The organism is Thermogemmatispora carboxidivorans (assembly GCF_000702505.1).
Classification (GTDB): Bacteria; Chloroflexota; Ktedonobacteria; order Ktedonobacterales; family Ktedonobacteraceae; genus Thermogemmatispora; species Thermogemmatispora carboxidivorans.
The window spans coordinates 4340603-4356227 of sequence record NZ_JNIM01000001.1; the positions used below are offsets into that span (position 1 = coordinate 4340603).

Below are 15625 nucleotides of genomic sequence, written 5' to 3' on the forward strand. Positions count from 1 at the left end.
TTCCCGAAAGCATAGGGCTGGATTGGCTATGCAAAGTGTCTCTCTCCCTGTGCTATAGTAAAATCCAGAGCCTTGCCGCCTGCCTGCCACAGCAGAAAGAAAGGCACAACGCACTTCATATCCAGAGAAACAGAGAAAATCATATATTATTATAAATAAAAGGCGGTAAGTGACTCTCCTGTCACTGTCGGCAAGATACGAGGAATGTCTGTGAGGGATCTTGAACCAGAACGAGGCATATCTGAAGCCTCTAGCGGCGCGCAGGCTCGCCACGACCCCTATCGTGCCCTGCGCTACCGCAACTTTCGCCTGCTCTTTATTGGCATCTTTCTCTCTTCGATTGGCGAGCAGATGGTCACGGTGGCCATTGGCTGGGAGCTATACGACCGCACACACTCGGCATTGGCCCTGGGACTAGTTGGCCTGGTGCAGGTGGTGCCCGTGCTCTGCCTCTCGCTGCTAGCTGGCCACCTGGCGGACCGTCTGAATCGGCGCCGCATGGTCATGCTGGCGCAGGCTGTCCTGGCCCTCTGCTCCCTGGAGCTGATGCTCCTCTCCTGGCAGCGCGGCCCGCTCTGGCTCATCTATGGTTGTCTGCTAATCATCGGCACGGCCACGGCCTTCAACGAGCCGGCCAGTGCGGCGCTCCTGCCCCAGACCCTGCCACCGGCCCTCTACGCCAACGCCGCCACCTGGGAGAGCAGCGCCTGGCAGCTGGCGTCAGTCGTTGGGCCGGCCCTGGGTGGCTTCCTGGTGGCTCTCTTCCAGGGCGCCACGCCTGTCTACGGTCTCAATGCCCTGGCCATTGGTCTCTATCTCGTCCTGCTGGCCCTGCTGCGCCTGCATCCGGCTCCAGCGGCGCCATCTCGGAGCGACGAGCAGAGCAAGGAGGGGACCCTGCGCTCGCTAGCCGAGGGCCTGCGCTTCTTGCGGCGTAGCCAGATCATTCTAGCAGCCATCACGCTCGACCTCTTTGCCGTTCTCTTCGGTGGCGCCACCAGCCTGCTGCCGATCTACGCGCGCGACATCCTGCAGGTCGGTCCCACTGGTCTGGGCTGGCTCCAGGCTGCTCCATCGATCGGCGCCGTCTGTGTGGCCTTCCTGCTGGCCCACCTCCCGCCCTTTCAGCGAGCCGGGCGCACTCTCCTGCTAGCGGTGGCCGGCTTTGGCCTGGCCACCATCATCTTTGGTCTTTCGCGCTCCTTCTGGCTCTCGCTGCTCATGCTCTTCATCCTGGGCGGACTCGACAACATCAGCGTAGTCATTCGCGGCACCCTGCTGATGACGCGCACGCCGGACCACATGCGTGGGCGCGTGGCGGCGGTCAATACCATCTTCATCGCCGCCTCCAACAAGCTGGGTGGCTTTGAGTCGGGTCTGGCCGCTCAGCTCTTCGGTCCCGTCATCGCCGTCTCCGGTGGCGGTCTGGGCACCATCCTGGTGGTGCTCTGTGTGGCCTTGATCTGGCCCGAGATACGCCGCCTTGGCCCGCTCGCCCCCGAAGGCCAGGGCCAGCCAGCCGAGCAGCTTGCTGGCCAGATCGCTGCAGAGGTACAGGAAGAGACCGCGGCCCAGCGCCAGCTCTGAGCACAGCAGCATCAGCGGACAGGCTCGCCCTCTCTCTCCGTGCCGATAGCGACGAGGGCGAACCTGTCCGCTGACCTGGGCCAGGTCCTTGACTGCAGGCCGACAGGCCCGATCTCACTCCTCCCCTGCTTGCTCTTCGGAGGACGGTGCCGCCCGCAACCATTCGCCGGCCTCCTCGATATGACGCCGCATCACCTGCTCAGCCCGTTCTGGATCACGGTCCCGCAGGGCCTCGATGATGACCTGATGGCGCTCGGCCAGCTCCTGGGGCGTGCGCTGTGCGATCGCCACCGTCACGAAGGTCGTCGTGTAGAGCTGCATGCTGTCCCAGTACTGCAACAACAGGCGGTTACCCGCCGCCTGTACAATCAGGCGGTGAAAAGCAATATTGGCCGCCGTCTGGGCATGTAGTTCGTTGCGCACGGCAGCATCGCGCATCTCAGCGAGCAGCTCCTCCAGCTGGCGCAGCGTCGCCTTGTCGATGCGCATCGCTGCCGCGCGGGCTGCCACTCCCTCCAGGGCGGCACGAATGGGATAGAGTTCAAGCAGGTCGCGCCGCGAGACCTTGCGCACCTGCGTGCCACGATAGGGCGAACTGACCACGAAGCCGAGCAGCTCCAGGTCGCGCAGCGCCTCCCGTACTGGCCCCTGGCTCACGCCCAGCTCTTGGGCCACGCGGCTCTCCACAATGCGCTCCCCAGGCCGATACTGGCCTTTGACGATGGCATCGATAAGAAATTCTTTGATATCCTCGCGCAAAACGCGCCGGCCAAGAATGGGTGTACGTATATTCATCGGTGTGGAAATCCTGCAAAAATTGGCCCCGTATTCCGGGACGCTGCTCCTCACCTACAAAGAGGCACAATCGATTATTGATTAGTATAGGTCAGGGAGAAAAAGGGCGTCAAGGCGGAGAGGCAGGGCCAGACGCCCTTTGAGCAAAAGCCCCTCAATCTGTGTGGCGATAGTGAGCTACCATGCGCGCCGCCTGCTCATTGGCCGTAGAGGCGGCCCCCTTTTTGAGCAAGATATAGCCGTCCTGCATATCGATCACACCATACTCCCCACCACTGAGGACGGCGTCGACCGTATGTTCATAGTCAGCATAGGTCTTGAAGGGATAATAGTAGCCGGGAGCATTGAGCAGGATATAGTCGGCGTAGCCAGCCCCATAGGGGAAGAGATAGATGCTCTGCCGCTCGCTCAGGTGGGGGACCAGCATCGTCTGCGTTGAGACGGAGGCGTCGGGAGGAATCTCCTGCAGAAAATGATAGGCGAGGCGGTCGTGGGCATCCTGGGCAGGCCAGATAAAGCCCGCGGCATAGGGCATGGCGCTGTAGACATCGTAGCGCGCGGTTGCCTTCACGGCGTGCACCATCACATAGCTCAGCAGGAGCAGCAGGAAGAGAGCGCGCAGGACAGGCCAGAGCTGCCAGCCCGCGCCAGGGGCGCGCCGTGCCCCTGGCCAGGAGGACCAGGCAGGAGGCTCCTCACCCTGGAGGCTGCCAGCAGGGGAGGCTGAACCCTGAGCAGAGGCCGCACGCTGGAAGAATAGGGACCTGCCAAGATCGAGAGAGCGGCGGAGGAGCCAGAGGAGCAGGACCGTTGCCTCGATAGTGGCGAAAATGAGGATGGGCACGATCTCCGCATTGTATTGATAGCGCCCACTGTACATGTTGGGCGAGGAGCTGAGCAGGTTGAGAGCCAGAGTCGGCGAGGCTAATACCAGGACCCAGGGAGCCAGCAAGGGCAAGTAGCCCGCCGGCGTCAGGAGCTTCTCCAGATAGAGACGATGCTGCGGCTCCAGTACGTGCTCGCGCACAACCTGCAGCGGGTGCCGCAGAATCGTCAGCGCTACCTCTAGCGGCGAGTCACCATACTCCGACCAGCGCGAGGCCAGCAGCGAGTGACCAACAGGACTAGCGTAGTGGACAACCAGCAGGCCGATAGCGGTCCAGCCAACCGCCAGCCCGAAGACGATCAGGCCAACTCGCCAGCGACGTTGGAAGATAGCCATCCACAGCCCCAACAGGGCAATGATCCCGGCGATCTCCTCCTTACAGGCCAGGGAGAGAATGGCAAAGGCCAGAAACCAGCCGTTGCGCTGGGTATACATAAAGTAGAGCGCGAAGAGGAGCAAGGAGAGCGTCAGCGTCACGGCGTGGAAATCATAGTCGACCGCATACTGCTGCGCAGGGTAGAGGAGATAGAGCAGGGCGAAAGGGACAGCGGCCAGATCGCTGCGCAGGCGCAGGCGAGCCAGCCAGAAAGCCGGCAGCGCTCCTGTGGCCACTACCAGGACCTGGAGAATCAGCAACGTTTTCGGATCAGCCCAAAAAAGATAGAGAGGGGCAATTAAAAAGAGAATCGGCTCATAGTGAATGGCGAAGCGGTTGATACCCTCAAGACCATAGCAGTTGGTATCGGTCAGGATATTACAGATGGTCTGGTGCAGCAGGGAACCATGCAACGTATTCCAGATAGCCTGGTCCATGATGCCCAGGTCTTCGCCATTGGTGGCAAAAGCATCCTGCTTGCTGGTTACAAAGATGATGAAATAGATGCTGTAGGCGAGCATCGCCAACACAACCAGGCCCAGGGCCAACCAGAAGGCGCGTCCCCGTGGCAGCGGTTCAGGGGGGGGATAGAGTTCCTTCCTCCAGACTACCCTCCAGCGCCGCAGTGTCAGATGGAGCCACTTGCCAATTTTGTTCATAGTCCAGAACTCTCAAGGGGATCAAAGCGAGGCCTCTTGCAATGAAGGCGAGCTGACTGGGAAAGGCCTCTTTTCCAGACGATTGGCTCTGCTATGATAGCATGAATCTTTTCAATAGGCCAGTCTCCAGGACGTTTGGCTAATCCTTCCAGAGACGAGCCAGCCAATTTCATCGGTCCTTCTCCTCGATCTCCTTCCTCTCCTTGTCAATTTATTGATCATGATTGAGATACTGATTTTCATTTTGTGTCTTGAGTATCATAAGTAGTGGAAGCAGCACGTAAGCCGCCTCGGGCTTCTGGGGAAAGTAAGCCGGTGTACGGGCTATGATGCAAGTAAGCCACAGATTGTAGACAGACGAAATCGCCTCCAACAAGGGGTTGACACGACGCGAGTTGAAGCAAGGAAGAAGCAAGCAAGCACGAGGAGAGGAAGAGCTGCTACTTCGTTCCTGATCGCCGACGGGCAGTAGACGCCATGCCCCTGCTTGCTTATAACTGCAGTGGTGAAGGAGACGTGATGATCAACCTCTCTCGCTTGTTGCCCCGAGTAGCGGCAGTACTGCCCCTGCTGCTACTCGGGGGCCTGCTCTTTTGCTCCTGGCTGCCCGGAGGAACCGGCAGAGCCTTGGCCTGGAGGCCCTCCTCCGACCAACAGGTCGCGGGCCACAGGTCGCACTCTGCCGCCTACGCTGCCCCGGCGAGCGGTACCGCCGTGCTGACCTTCAAGTACAATAACCGGCACAGTGGCCATAATCCCGCAGAGGTGCTGCTGACGACGAGCAATGTCAATGCCAGTACCTTCGGGAAGCGTCTGACGCTGGCAGTCGACGGCCAGGTCTATGCTCAGCCGCTTTATGTGCCCAGCCTGCCGATCCAGGGTCGGGCGCGCAATGTGGTCTTTGTGGCGACCGAGCACGATAGTGTCTACGCCTTCGATGCCGATGCCCCCAGCTCCGAGCGAGCCTTGCTTTGGCGGACCAGTTTCCTGGGGCGCGGCATCCAGGTTCCGACCAATCATGACGTGGCCTGTAACGACCTGGTGCCTGAGATCGGGATCACCGGGACGCCGGTCATCGATGCCGCCACTCGGACGCTCTATGTGGTGGCTTTCACTAAAGAGGGTGGTCGCCTGGTCTATCGCCTCCATGCCCTGGATATCGCAACCGGTAAAGAGCGCAAGGGCAGCCCGGTGACGATTCAGGCCAGTGTGCGCGGCACAGGTGCCGGCAGCCGCCGCGGCCTCCTGGCTTTCGACCCACGCTTCCAGCGCCAGCGCGCGGCCCTGGTACTGGCCAATGGCCGGATCTATATCGCCTGGGGCTCGTTTTGCGATAATATGCCGTACCACGGCTGGATCATGAGCTACCAGTACAACGGCAGCGCCTTCCGCCAGATGGCCGTCTTTAACGATACGCCCGATGGCGCGCGGGCTGGAATCTGGGGTTCTGGCGGCGCTTTGACCGCTGATGAGCATGGCTTTCTCTATTTTACGAGTGGCAATGGCTCCTTTAATCTCCAGTTGGGCGGTCGCAATGCTGGCGATTCAGTGGGCAAGCTCTCGCCCGATCTGCGCCTGGTTGACTATTTTACGCCCTTCAATGAGCGTTGCCTGGACGACGCCGACGCCGATCTTGGCTCTGCTGCGCCCCTGCTACTGCCAACGGTCGGGGAGCTGATCGCTTCGGGCAAAGAGGGGCGGATCTACGTGCTGGCCCGCAATCACCTGGGCCGCTACCATACTATTCCTGATGCCTGCAATCACCAGGGGCGCAACGATGTGGATCAGATCGTGCAGGAGTTTCCACCGACGACGATTGGCGGCCTCTTCAGCACACCCGCCTACTGGAATGGTCCCGAGGGCGAGTATGTCTACTTTGCCAGCGTGAACCGTCCGGTGGTGGCCTACCGTCTGATCAATGGCCGCCTCTCGTCTCAGCCGGTCTCATCCACTCCCGAGGAGCTGCCTTTCCCAGGCGCCAATGTGGTGGTGACCTCTAGCGGCAATCAGGCCGGGACAGGTATTCTCTGGCTGGTTGATCCGCGCGGGGTCCTGCGGGCCTACGATGCCAGCAATCTGGCGCGCGAACTGTACAGTAGCGATCAGAGTCCCGAGCGTGATGCTTTGCCAGGGTACGTGAAATTCAGCGTGCCGACCGTGGCCGACGGGCGGGTCTTTGTGCCGAGCGGCAAGGCGCTGGTGATCTATGGCCTGCTGACCAGAGGGCGCCCCCTGCCGTCCCCGTCGCAGACGCAGGGAGATCCCCAGCAGGTGGAGTCGCATCCGGTTCAGCCGCTGCGCCTGCCTCACCCTGGACCACAGAGGCAGCCGGGTCCGCAGAATCGGCCTGGCCCTCAGTCGGAGCCGGGGCCGGGCCGGTCACCGGCCAGTGACCTGAGAGTGGGTCCCCGCCCGCTGAGCACGCTGCCAGCCCGTAGTTCGAGTGCTACCGCAGCGGCACCTGCACCTATAGCGGCCTCTCGTTCATTGCCAGCTTCTGGGCCAGGCCAGCCTGGGCAGGCGCCCAGTCAGGCCGCGCGCAGCGCTTCGTCAGCGTCCAGCCCAGCACAGTCTGATCCGCGTACGGCCCCTCCTTACAACAATGTGGGGGTCAGTAACGACGATCGTCCGGCGCTGGCCAACTTTGATCAGGGAGGCAATAGCTACTCAGCGCAGGCGCTCCAGCGCGCCGGAGTCAATCCCGGCGACCATGTCTTTGCCGGCGGCTTCGTCTTCGTCTGGCCCAATGTGCTTTCGGGCGAGCCGGATAACTATGTGGCAGCGGGTCAGACGCTGCCGGTGGAGCACCAGCCACGCGCGAAGCTGCTCGGCCTCCTCGGGGCCGCTGATCATGGCGTGGCCCGCGGCCAACTCTTGATTACCTTTACCGATGGGACAACCCAGGCGGTGCCTGTCGCCTTCAGCGATTGGACGCTGGACGGTGGCGGCTCACGCCCCCTGGCCAGCAGTCCCCAGGCCGTGAGCATGCCCTACTTTAATAGTCCCAACGGCCCAGTTCAGATGAAGTGCTATCTGTTCTATGTGAGCATCGCCCTGCCGCAGGGAAAGACTGTGAAAAGTGTGACCTTGCCGGCAGCGGTGAGCGGCGGCAGGATGCATGTCTTCGCCGTCGCTCTGCAGTAGCGCCCGTCGCTATCGGTTCGTTTAGCAGACCCACCTCATAGCGAGCGTCGTTCACCCCGGCTGGAAGGGTAGCGGGGAGGAGCCAGCAAGGAGGCTGCTCACCTCGTTACCCTTCCTGGCGTTTTGCCCCCCCTGCTCCCTTGCCCTCCTTTGCCCTTGCTTCCTGTGAATGTGCCTGCGTCGGTGGGTCTCCGGCTGCCGGCTCGCTCTGTAGCGCGACAGGATAATGGCCCAGAAGCTGCACCAGGTAGCGCCCGACGATGTCGCTCTCCAGGTTGAGGAGGCTGCCCGGACGTAACCGACCCAGGTTGGTATGGGCCCGGGTATAGGGAATGAGGGCCACGGTGAAGCGATCGTCCTGACAGGCAACGACGGTGAGACTGACCCCGTTGAGGGCGACAAAGCCTTTGGGGATAATAAAGGGCCGCAGCGCAGCAGGCAGGGTGATGGCGCAGAGGAGCGAGTTGCCCTCTGGATGCACGCTCAGAACAGGGACCACAGCTTCGATATGCCCCTGAACGATGTGCCCTCCGAAACGGCCTCCTACTGGCAGCGAGCGCTCTAGATTGACGGCGCGTTCGTCTTGATCGCTCCCTTCCCCCATGAGAAGGGGGGCGAAGCGCGTGCGGCGCAGGGTCTCGGGCATGAGTTCAACACGCAGCCAGTCTTCGCCGCGAGCAACGACGGTGAGACAGGCCCCGTCAACGGCGATGCTGTCACCGAGTTTGACGTCGGACCAGGTGGCCGGGATGGCGATTTCCAGGGTGGTGGCGCTGGTCGCCAGCACAGTGCCAACTTCTTCGACGATGCCGGTAAACATCTGGACTTAGCTGCTCCTTTCCTTGGTGCCGACGATGTCCGACCATTGGCGCCCCCCGGGGCGATGCTCACCCGCACGGCGGAGGTGCCGCAGGGTAGAGGCTAGCTCGATGGCAGCCAGGGCGCACTCGGCGGCGCGGGGAATGCGCGCCTGGGCCTGGAGACGATTGGCAGCACAGATGACGCCGAAGATCACTGGCAGACCAGTGTCGAGGGCGACGCGCTGGATACCCTGGGCAGCTGCGTCGCCGACAAGAACGTCATGGCGCGTCTCGCCTTTCATGACACAGCCCAGGCAGATGATGGCGTCGTAGCGCTGGCTGGCAGCCAGGGCCTGGGCCAGGAGAGGGAGCTCAAAGGAGCCGGGGGCCTGCCAGATGTCGATGTCTTCCTCGGCCACACCGTAGGCGATGAGGCTGCGCCGGGCCGTCTCCTGCATGGCTCCAGTGATCTGGGGATGGTACCGGGCGACGGCCAGGGCAATGCGTAGCCTGCCGCCGTCGGGACGCTCTTCAGCGCTGATGGCTTCAGACATGGCTCTCCTCCTCTCTTCGCCAGCCATCGCGGCTCGCCTGGCTGATGGTCTCACGCGCGCCCGGGCCTGATCCCGTTGGGATCGTGAGGAGATGGCCCAGGCGACGGCGACGGGCTTCGAGATAGGCACGGTTCCTGTCGCTGGCCGCGATCTCCAGTGCTACACGCTCGACCTGGAGGCCGGCGCTCTGTAAGGCCCTTAGCTTGGCCGGATTGTTGGTGAGCAGGCGCAGGCGGCGCAGGCCCAGCTCGGCCAGGATGGCGACGGCCTCATCGTAGGAGCGCGCGTCGGCAGGATAACCGAGACGCTCATTGGCTTCCACGGTATCAGAGCCGTTATCTTGCAGGCGGTAGGCATGCAATTTGCCAGCCAGGCCAATGCCGCGCCCTTCCTGCGGTAAATAGAGGAGCAAACCACGCCCTTCACGTCCGATGAGGGCCAGGGCCTGCCTGAGCTGGGCCTGGCAATCGCAGCGTTGCGAGCCAAAGACCTCGCCGGTGGTGCAGGCCGAATGAAGACGCACCAGGGGCGGCTCGTCGCCGTTGTCGAGTTCTCCCAGAATGAGGGCCAGGTAATCGCGGGCCTGGCGAGTGTCGCGATAGTGGCGGAGCTGAAAGTCGCCTTCTGGCAGCGGTAGGCGCGTCTCATTCACCAGGATAACAGGCCGCTCGCTCCGAAAGCGGGCGATGGCGTCCACAGTGATGAGGCCCAGACCGTGACGCTGGGCAAAGCGCAGCAGAGATGCACCGCGCGCCGGCTCGCCTTCTTCATCGAGCACCTCGCAGATGACAGCTCCCGGCTCCAGAGCAGCCAAACGCATGAGGTCAACCGCTCCCTCGGTGTGGCCGCGCCGGCCCAGGGTGCCGGCTGGATGGGCGCGCAGCGGGAAGAGATGGCCAGGGCGCGCGAAGTCCTCCGGCTGTGCGGTTGGGTCGACAAGCAGACGAGCGGTTAGGGCGCGGTCGCGGGCGGAGACGCCAGTAGTAGTGCCACGGCGGGCGTCGACGGAGGCCGTAAAGGCGGTGTCCTGCAGGGGAGCGTTAGCGCGCTCGGCCAGGGGAATGGCCAGAGCATCAAGCCGCTCGCCGGCCAGGGCTACACAGAGCAGGCCGCGCGCTTGCTGGAGCATAAAGTTGATGCGCTCAGCGGTGGCGAACTGGGCCGCCAGGCAGAGGTCGGCCTCGTGCTCGCGTGTCTCGTCGTCGCAGAGCAAGATCATCTGACCAGCCTGCAGCCGACGTAGGGCGGCAGGCACGGAGAGCCACAGGCCATCGGTCTCTAACAGGTGATTTGCTGGCATCACAAGATCTCTCACTTTCTTGTCGGGTTCTGCGCTGCTTCCGTCGCAGGTGAGGTGGTGGAGGTGGCGGAAGCGGCAGAGGTATAGCAGACCTCGCCCTCGATCAGCAGGTCGTCGCCAAGCGCCTGCGTGTGCCGATCATCCAAGGTAGCCGCCAGGCTTAAGCGGGGCAGGCCCTGGCCGGCAAGAGGGACCGGGGCGCAGGCCCCACCGATCAGCCGGGACGCGACGATGACTGCGACATGGTCAATGCAGCGACAGTCGAAGGCACTGCCCGTGAGGGCGGCCCCGCCTTCGAGCAGGATATGCATCAGGCCCTCGGCGGCCAGACGCTGCAGAGCCTGCTGGAGATCGACGCGCCCCGTCGGCTCGCAGGGCACTTCGATGAGGCGCACCCCCGGACGGGTCAGGACGGCGCGTTGCCCGGCGGGTACCTGCTCGCCGATCAGCAGCCAGGTCTCTCCGGCTTCGGGCGTGTTGAGCAGCCGTAGCTGTGGCGGGAGTTGGCCGCTGCTGGTTATGACTAGTCGCCGCGGCGGCTGGTGACGTGGTCTACGCTCGCTGCTGGCGGCCAGGCGCACGGTGAGCAAGGGATCGTCGCGGCGCGCCGTGCCGGCTCCCACCAGGATGCCATCGACGCGGTCGCGCAGCTCGTGGCTCCAGGCCCGAGCCGGCGGTCCACTGATCCAGAAGGCGTCACCTGTTCGCGCCGCAATCTTGCCATCGAGGGTCATGGCCCACTTGACCGTGACATAGGGGCGCTTGCTGCGCACAAAGGTGGCAAAGGGACGCAGCAACTCGCGCGCCTGCCGGGCCTGGGGATCAACCTCGTCCAGCAGCACAACCGCGATCCCAGCCTGCTGGAGCTGCGCCAGCCCACGCCCATCGACCCGCGGGTTGGGATCGTGAGCGGCCACAACGACGCGCCGGACCCCCGCGGCAATGAGGGCCTCAGTACAGGGCGGCGTGTGCAGCGCGATACAGCACGGCTCTAACGTCACATAGAGATCAGCCCCTCGGGCCTGGGAACCAGCTGCCCGTAGCGCCTCGACCTCGGCATGGGGTCCATACGGTGGCGCCGTCGCTCCCTGACCTACGATTTGCCCGTCGCGCACAAGTACCGCCCCCACCGGCGGGCGCGGACTGGTACGCCCCTCGACGCTCCGCGCCAGGGCCAGCGCTCGCAGCATCAGAGGCCGCTCCTGTTCGCTCAATACAATGGCAGGCCCTTCAGGCATGGGCATGGCATTCCTCCAGAGCAGGCAGTGCCAGCGGCTCCTTTGCTCCGACGACGGGAGCCGGGACCGCTTCTTGTGCAAATACAGCCTTGGCATTCTCCTCCGACGCCCCCGGTCTCGGAGCCTCAGCAGGAGGCAGCAGCGTCTCAACCAGGCACTGCACGGGATCACCCTGAGCTACCGCCAGGAAGCTGCTCAAGAGGGCATGATGCTCCTCGGGCTTCACCCTGAAGCGGGCCCGAGCCTGGGCAGCACGCAGCCGCGCCCGGGCTCGATGCAGGAGCTGGCGGCAGGCGCTGGCGCTCCTGTTGAGCAGGCGGGCGATCTCGTCGTAAGGACAGGCAAAGGCCTCGTGGAGGAGAAAGACGGCCCGTTCAGCGGGACTGAGCCGCTCCTGCAGGAGCCAGAGAGCACGCGCCAGGGCCTCACGCTGCTCCAGGGTCTCGACAACCAGCGCTTCTGGCTCTGGCGTTGTCCTTGGCCCATCCACCACCGAGACCGGCGGCCAAAGGCCAAGGGGCTGCTCGCGCTGCACACGGGCCGATTTGAGGCGATCCAGGCAGAGGCGGGTCACAATCGTCAACAGATAGGCGCGTAGCGAGCCTATCTGTTGCGCCGCTGCCGTAGCATAGCGGATGTAGCTTTCCTGAATAATATCCTCGATCTCATCGCAGCTGCCCAACAGGCTACGCGCAGTGGCGAAGAGCAGAGGATAGTAGCGATCGAACTCTTCCAATCGTCAGTCTTCTCCTATCGGACTATACCGTCGGCCCTGGAACTTCCCCAGGTCATGCCCTCGCGCTGCCATGCGACAGCCAGCGCGGAGGCGTACGGGCTATACCGCCGATCGGGAATTGGGAGAGGCCATCGTCTCAGTCAGCTCCTGAGCACCGGCTGGCCCACATCCCTCACCCTGCCCCGAAGACATCGTTCTCTATTTTTTCTTTCTACTAGAGGAGACGAGTCAGACCCCTCTTCTGTGACAGCTTTGCTGCATCTCTTCTGCTCAGCGCGGTTGCCAGCAGCCACACGCTTGATTTCTCAGAGGCGACAATGCTACGATTGAACAGGGCTTCAAAAGAGGAGGGCGCGGCCTATCGCCTTCTCGCGTCTTGTCTCGCCTCGCCTCGCCTCGCCTCGCCGGCACAAGGAGGAACCGCCAATGACAGAGCCTCAGTCTCCACAGTCTCCTCAGATCCAGCCGCCATACCTGCCAGTCGCCGGCGCGGAGCAATCTCCCGTCTTGCCCAGGAACGGCGCTGCCTCCCCGGCCAGCGCGCCTGAGCGCCGTCAGGAACGGGCGCAGCCCATGCTCCGCGACTACCAGTATTACCGCGAGATCTTCCGCGGGCATCCCATGCCTCTGGCCTACGTGGACCTGGACCTGCTAGAGGAGAACATTCGTCTGACACGCGAGCGCGCCAGCGGCAAGCGGGTGCGCATCGCCTCGAAGTCGCTGCGCAGTGTCGCCATCATCAAGCGCATTCTGGCCGCCGAGCCGACCTTTCAGGGTATTATGGCCTTCACAGCTCGCGAGGCCGTCTATCTGGCCGGCCAGGGCCTGGACGATCTGCTGATCGGCTATCCAAGCTGGCATGAGGAGGATATCGCGGCGGTGGCACGCGCTAGCGCGGAAGGGGCCCACATCACCCTGATGGTCGATAGCCTGGCTCACGTGGAACAGATCGAGAGTGTGGCCCGCCGCCACGGCGTGCGCCTGCCGCTCTGCCTCGATATCGACATGGCCATCGACTTCCCCGGCCTGCATTTCGGGGTCTGGCGCTCGCCGCTGCGCACAGCGGAACAGGCGCGCCCGGTCATCGAGCGGATTATGTCTTCGCCCCATGTCTGGCTCGATGGCCTCATGGGCTACGAGGCCCAGATCGCTGGGGTTGGCGATCGCTATCCGGGCCAACTGCTCAAGAACAGCCTGGTGACCTGGCTCAAGCGCCGCTCATTGGATGAGATCGCCGCTCGCCGTGCCGCCCTGGTGGCCCTGGTTAAGGAGTATGCCCCCCAGGTGCGCTTCGTCAACGGCGGCGGCACCGGCAGCGTGCATACAACACGCCAGGAAGCCAGCGTCAGCGAGATCACCGTCGGCTCGGCCTTCTATGGCCCGGCCCTCTTCGATCACTATCGCGACTTCCGCTATCAGCCGGCGGCAGGCTTCGCCATTGAGATCGTGCGCCGCCCGCATCCGCAGATCTATACCTGCCTCGGCGGGGGCTACGTCGCCTCCGGCGCCGCGGGTCCTGATAAGCTGCCACAGCCCTATCTACCCCAGGGGGCGCAGCTCATCGCCACCGAGGGCGCCGGCGAGGTTCAGACCCCCATCCGCTACAGCGGTCCCCTGACCCTCTCGCTGGGCGACCCGATCTTTCTGCGCCACGCTAAGGCCGGAGAGCTGTGTGAGCGCTTCACTCACCTGCTGCTGGTCAGCAATGGAAGCATCGTCGACAAGGTCACCACCTACCGCGGCGACGGCCAGTGCTTCCTCTAAGCAGCAGCCCAGCAGCTAGCAGTCCACCAAGAGCAGACAGCCGCTGGCAGCGAGGCAACCCCCAGCTCTTGCCAGGCCCGGCATCTCGCCCTCTAAACTATAGGAAATTCCAGCGTGTCTGGCAAGGCAAGAGGAGCGAGGAAGACGGTAAGCAGAGAACGTAAGAGAGAGAGAGAGAGCGGACGAGCATAGCAAGCTACGAGTACAGCAGCAATCAAGCAGACAAACAAGAAGGAAGGAGCAGAGGCTATGATTGCCGGAGAGAAAGAGAGCTGGCGGAACTGGTCAGGCACCGTTGCCTGTCGACCGGAGATCATCCAGCCAGCGAGCCTGGAAGAGCTAGCCAGAACCGTCGCCGAATGTGCGCGCGCCGGGCGTCATTTGCGCGTCGTGGGCGCTGGTCACTCGTTCACCCCCCTCGTCGAAAGCGATGATGTCCTGCTCTCCCTGGACCACCTGCAGGGCCTGGAGAAAGTTGACCGCGAGCGCGGTACGGCAGTCGTACTGGCCGGTACACGTCTTGGGCGCCTGGGTGAGCTGCTGCTTGCCCACGGCCTGGCCCAGGAAAATCTGGGTGACATCGATGTCCAGAGCATCGCCGGGGCCATCAGCACCGGTACCCACGGCACGGGCCTCCGCTTCGGCTCGCTCTCCACCCAGGTTGTGGCCCTGACGCTGGTCACCGCCAGCGGCGACCTCATCGAGTGCTCCGAAGAAGAGAACCGCGACCTCTTCAAGGCGGCCCAGGTCTCGCTCGGCACCCTGGGCGTCATTGCCAAGGTCACCCTGCGCGTGGTGCCGGCCCGCCCCCTCCATTACATCGGGCGCCGTGCCTCGCTGGATGATTGCCTGGATAACCTGGAGCGCTACCGTCAGGAAAACGAGCATTTTGAGTTCTTCTGGTTCCCGTACACGCCCTGGGTGCAAGCCAAGTGGATCAACACCACGGAGGAAGCTGTCCGCCAGCACAGTCGCTGGGGCCGGCTATGGAGCAACGTGAATCAGCTCGTGCTGGAGAACGGCGTCTTCTGGCTGCTGTCGGAAGCCAATCGCCTGGTGCCGGCTCTCTCGGCAACCGTCAGCCGCATCTCGGCCCTGGGCGTGGCTAGCGTCGACGAAATTGACTATCCCCACCGTATTTTCGCCACGCCACGCCTGGTGCGCTTCGTCGAGATGGAGTACAGTATTGCGGCAGACCAGCTGCGACCCGTTCTTGAGGAGATTCGTGCCTGTATTGAGGAGCAGCGCTTTAAGGTGCATTTTCCAGTCGAGTGCCGCTTTGTGAAGGGAGACGACATCTGGCTCAGCCCAGCCTATGGGCGCGACTCGGCCTACGTGGCTGTGCATATGTATAAGGGGATGGAATACAAGCCCTATTTCCGCCACGTGGAGGCCATTTTCCGCCGCTACGAAGGACGCCCGCACTGGGGCAAGATTCACACGCGCCGCCCCGAGGAGCTGGCAGCCCTCTATCCTCGCTGGCACGATTTCCGCCGCCTGCGCGCCCAGCTCGATCCCCAGGGCGTCTTTCTGAACCCCTATCTGCGCGAGCTGTTCGCCGTCGACGAGCCGCTTCCCACGCCAGCCAGCCAGTCAGAGCCTGCTTCCTCCTGATCAGGCCAGTTAGCCAGGAAGGGAGTCAGCAGTGTGATCTAGTTCACAGTTCGACTGTGAGCTGCTCCATAGCTGGCTCCCTCCCCCGACAGGCATACTTCCTTAAGAAAGCAAGCACTTATCAGGTCAGGGTCATACAGCATCAGGCCCGTCGCGACCCGCTCTGTTCGCC

At 63.2% G+C, this 15625-nt stretch carries 11 protein-coding genes; 4 read left to right on the forward strand and 7 right to left on the reverse strand.

Annotated elements, in window-relative coordinates:
* Positions 1 to 210 precede the first annotated feature (210 nt).
* The gene (locus tag N688_RS17065; RefSeq protein WP_202901953.1) at positions 211 to 1587 is read left to right on the forward strand and encodes an MFS transporter; all 1377 of its coding nucleotides are present in this window, start codon (positions 211 to 213) and stop codon (positions 1585 to 1587) included.
* Between the two features lie 114 nt (positions 1588 to 1701).
* Here the strand turns inward: N688_RS17065 and N688_RS17070 are convergent, their stop codons facing one another.
* Both N688_RS17070 and N688_RS17075 read right to left on the reverse strand, forming a co-directional pair.
* Positions 1702 to 2382, reverse strand: coding sequence for a GntR family transcriptional regulator (locus tag N688_RS17070; RefSeq protein WP_052890409.1), 681 nt, complete (start codon positions 2380 to 2382; stop codon positions 1702 to 1704).
* Between the two features lie 154 nt (positions 2383 to 2536).
* On the reverse strand, positions 2537 to 4303 hold the full coding sequence (locus tag N688_RS17075; RefSeq protein ID WP_052890410.1) for a DUF2079 domain-containing protein: 1767 nt from the start codon (positions 4301 to 4303) through the stop codon (positions 2537 to 2539).
* Between the two features lie 519 nt (positions 4304 to 4822).
* Here N688_RS17075 and N688_RS17080 point away from each other — a divergent pair.
* Complete coding sequence (locus N688_RS17080) at positions 4823 to 7447, forward strand: hypothetical protein (protein ID WP_052890411.1); 2625 nt, start codon at positions 4823 to 4825, stop codon at positions 7445 to 7447.
* A gap of 106 nt (positions 7448 to 7553) precedes the next feature.
* On the opposite strand, the gene N688_RS17085 is transcribed toward N688_RS17080, so the two are convergent.
* From N688_RS17085 to N688_RS17105, 5 genes are read right to left on the reverse strand one after another with little or no spacing between them, the layout of a single operon-like run.
* Positions 7554 to 8267 (reverse strand): riboflavin synthase, encoded by a 714-nt coding sequence (locus N688_RS17085; protein WP_052890412.1) that lies wholly within the window; start codon positions 8265 to 8267, stop codon positions 7554 to 7556.
* Positions 8268 to 8273: 6 nt separating this feature from the next.
* Positions 8274 to 8801, reverse strand: a complete 528-nt coding sequence (ribH, locus tag N688_RS17090) for a 6,7-dimethyl-8-ribityllumazine synthase (protein ID WP_052890413.1) — start codon at positions 8799 to 8801, stop codon at positions 8274 to 8276.
* On the reverse strand, positions 8794 to 10101 hold the full coding sequence (gene ribA, locus N688_RS17095) for a GTP cyclohydrolase II (RefSeq protein WP_081838950.1): 1308 nt from the start codon (positions 10099 to 10101) through the stop codon (positions 8794 to 8796). Before ribA ends, ribH begins: the two co-directional genes overlap by 8 nt.
* Before the next feature lie 11 nt (positions 10102 to 10112).
* On the reverse strand, positions 10113 to 11339 hold the full coding sequence (ribD, locus tag N688_RS17100; protein ID WP_052890414.1) for a bifunctional diaminohydroxyphosphoribosylaminopyrimidine deaminase/5-amino-6-(5-phosphoribosylamino)uracil reductase RibD: 1227 nt from the start codon (positions 11337 to 11339) through the stop codon (positions 10113 to 10115).
* Positions 11332 to 12075 (reverse strand): sigma-70 family RNA polymerase sigma factor, encoded by a 744-nt coding sequence (locus N688_RS17105; protein ID WP_052890415.1) that lies wholly within the window; start codon positions 12073 to 12075, stop codon positions 11332 to 11334. Before N688_RS17105 ends, ribD begins: the two co-directional genes overlap by 8 nt.
* Before the next feature lie 573 nt (positions 12076 to 12648).
* On the opposite strand from N688_RS17105, the gene N688_RS17110 reads away from it, so the two are divergent.
* Together N688_RS17110 and N688_RS17115 are read left to right on the forward strand one after the other, a co-directional pair.
* On the forward strand, positions 12649 to 13839 hold the full coding sequence (locus N688_RS17110) for an amino acid deaminase/aldolase (protein WP_052891541.1): 1191 nt from the start codon (positions 12649 to 12651) through the stop codon (positions 13837 to 13839).
* A 249-nt stretch (positions 13840 to 14088) separates the two neighbouring features.
* On the forward strand, positions 14089 to 15453 hold the full coding sequence (locus N688_RS17115; protein ID WP_052890416.1) for a D-arabinono-1,4-lactone oxidase: 1365 nt from the start codon (positions 14089 to 14091) through the stop codon (positions 15451 to 15453).
* Positions 15454 to 15625 lie beyond the last annotated feature (172 nt).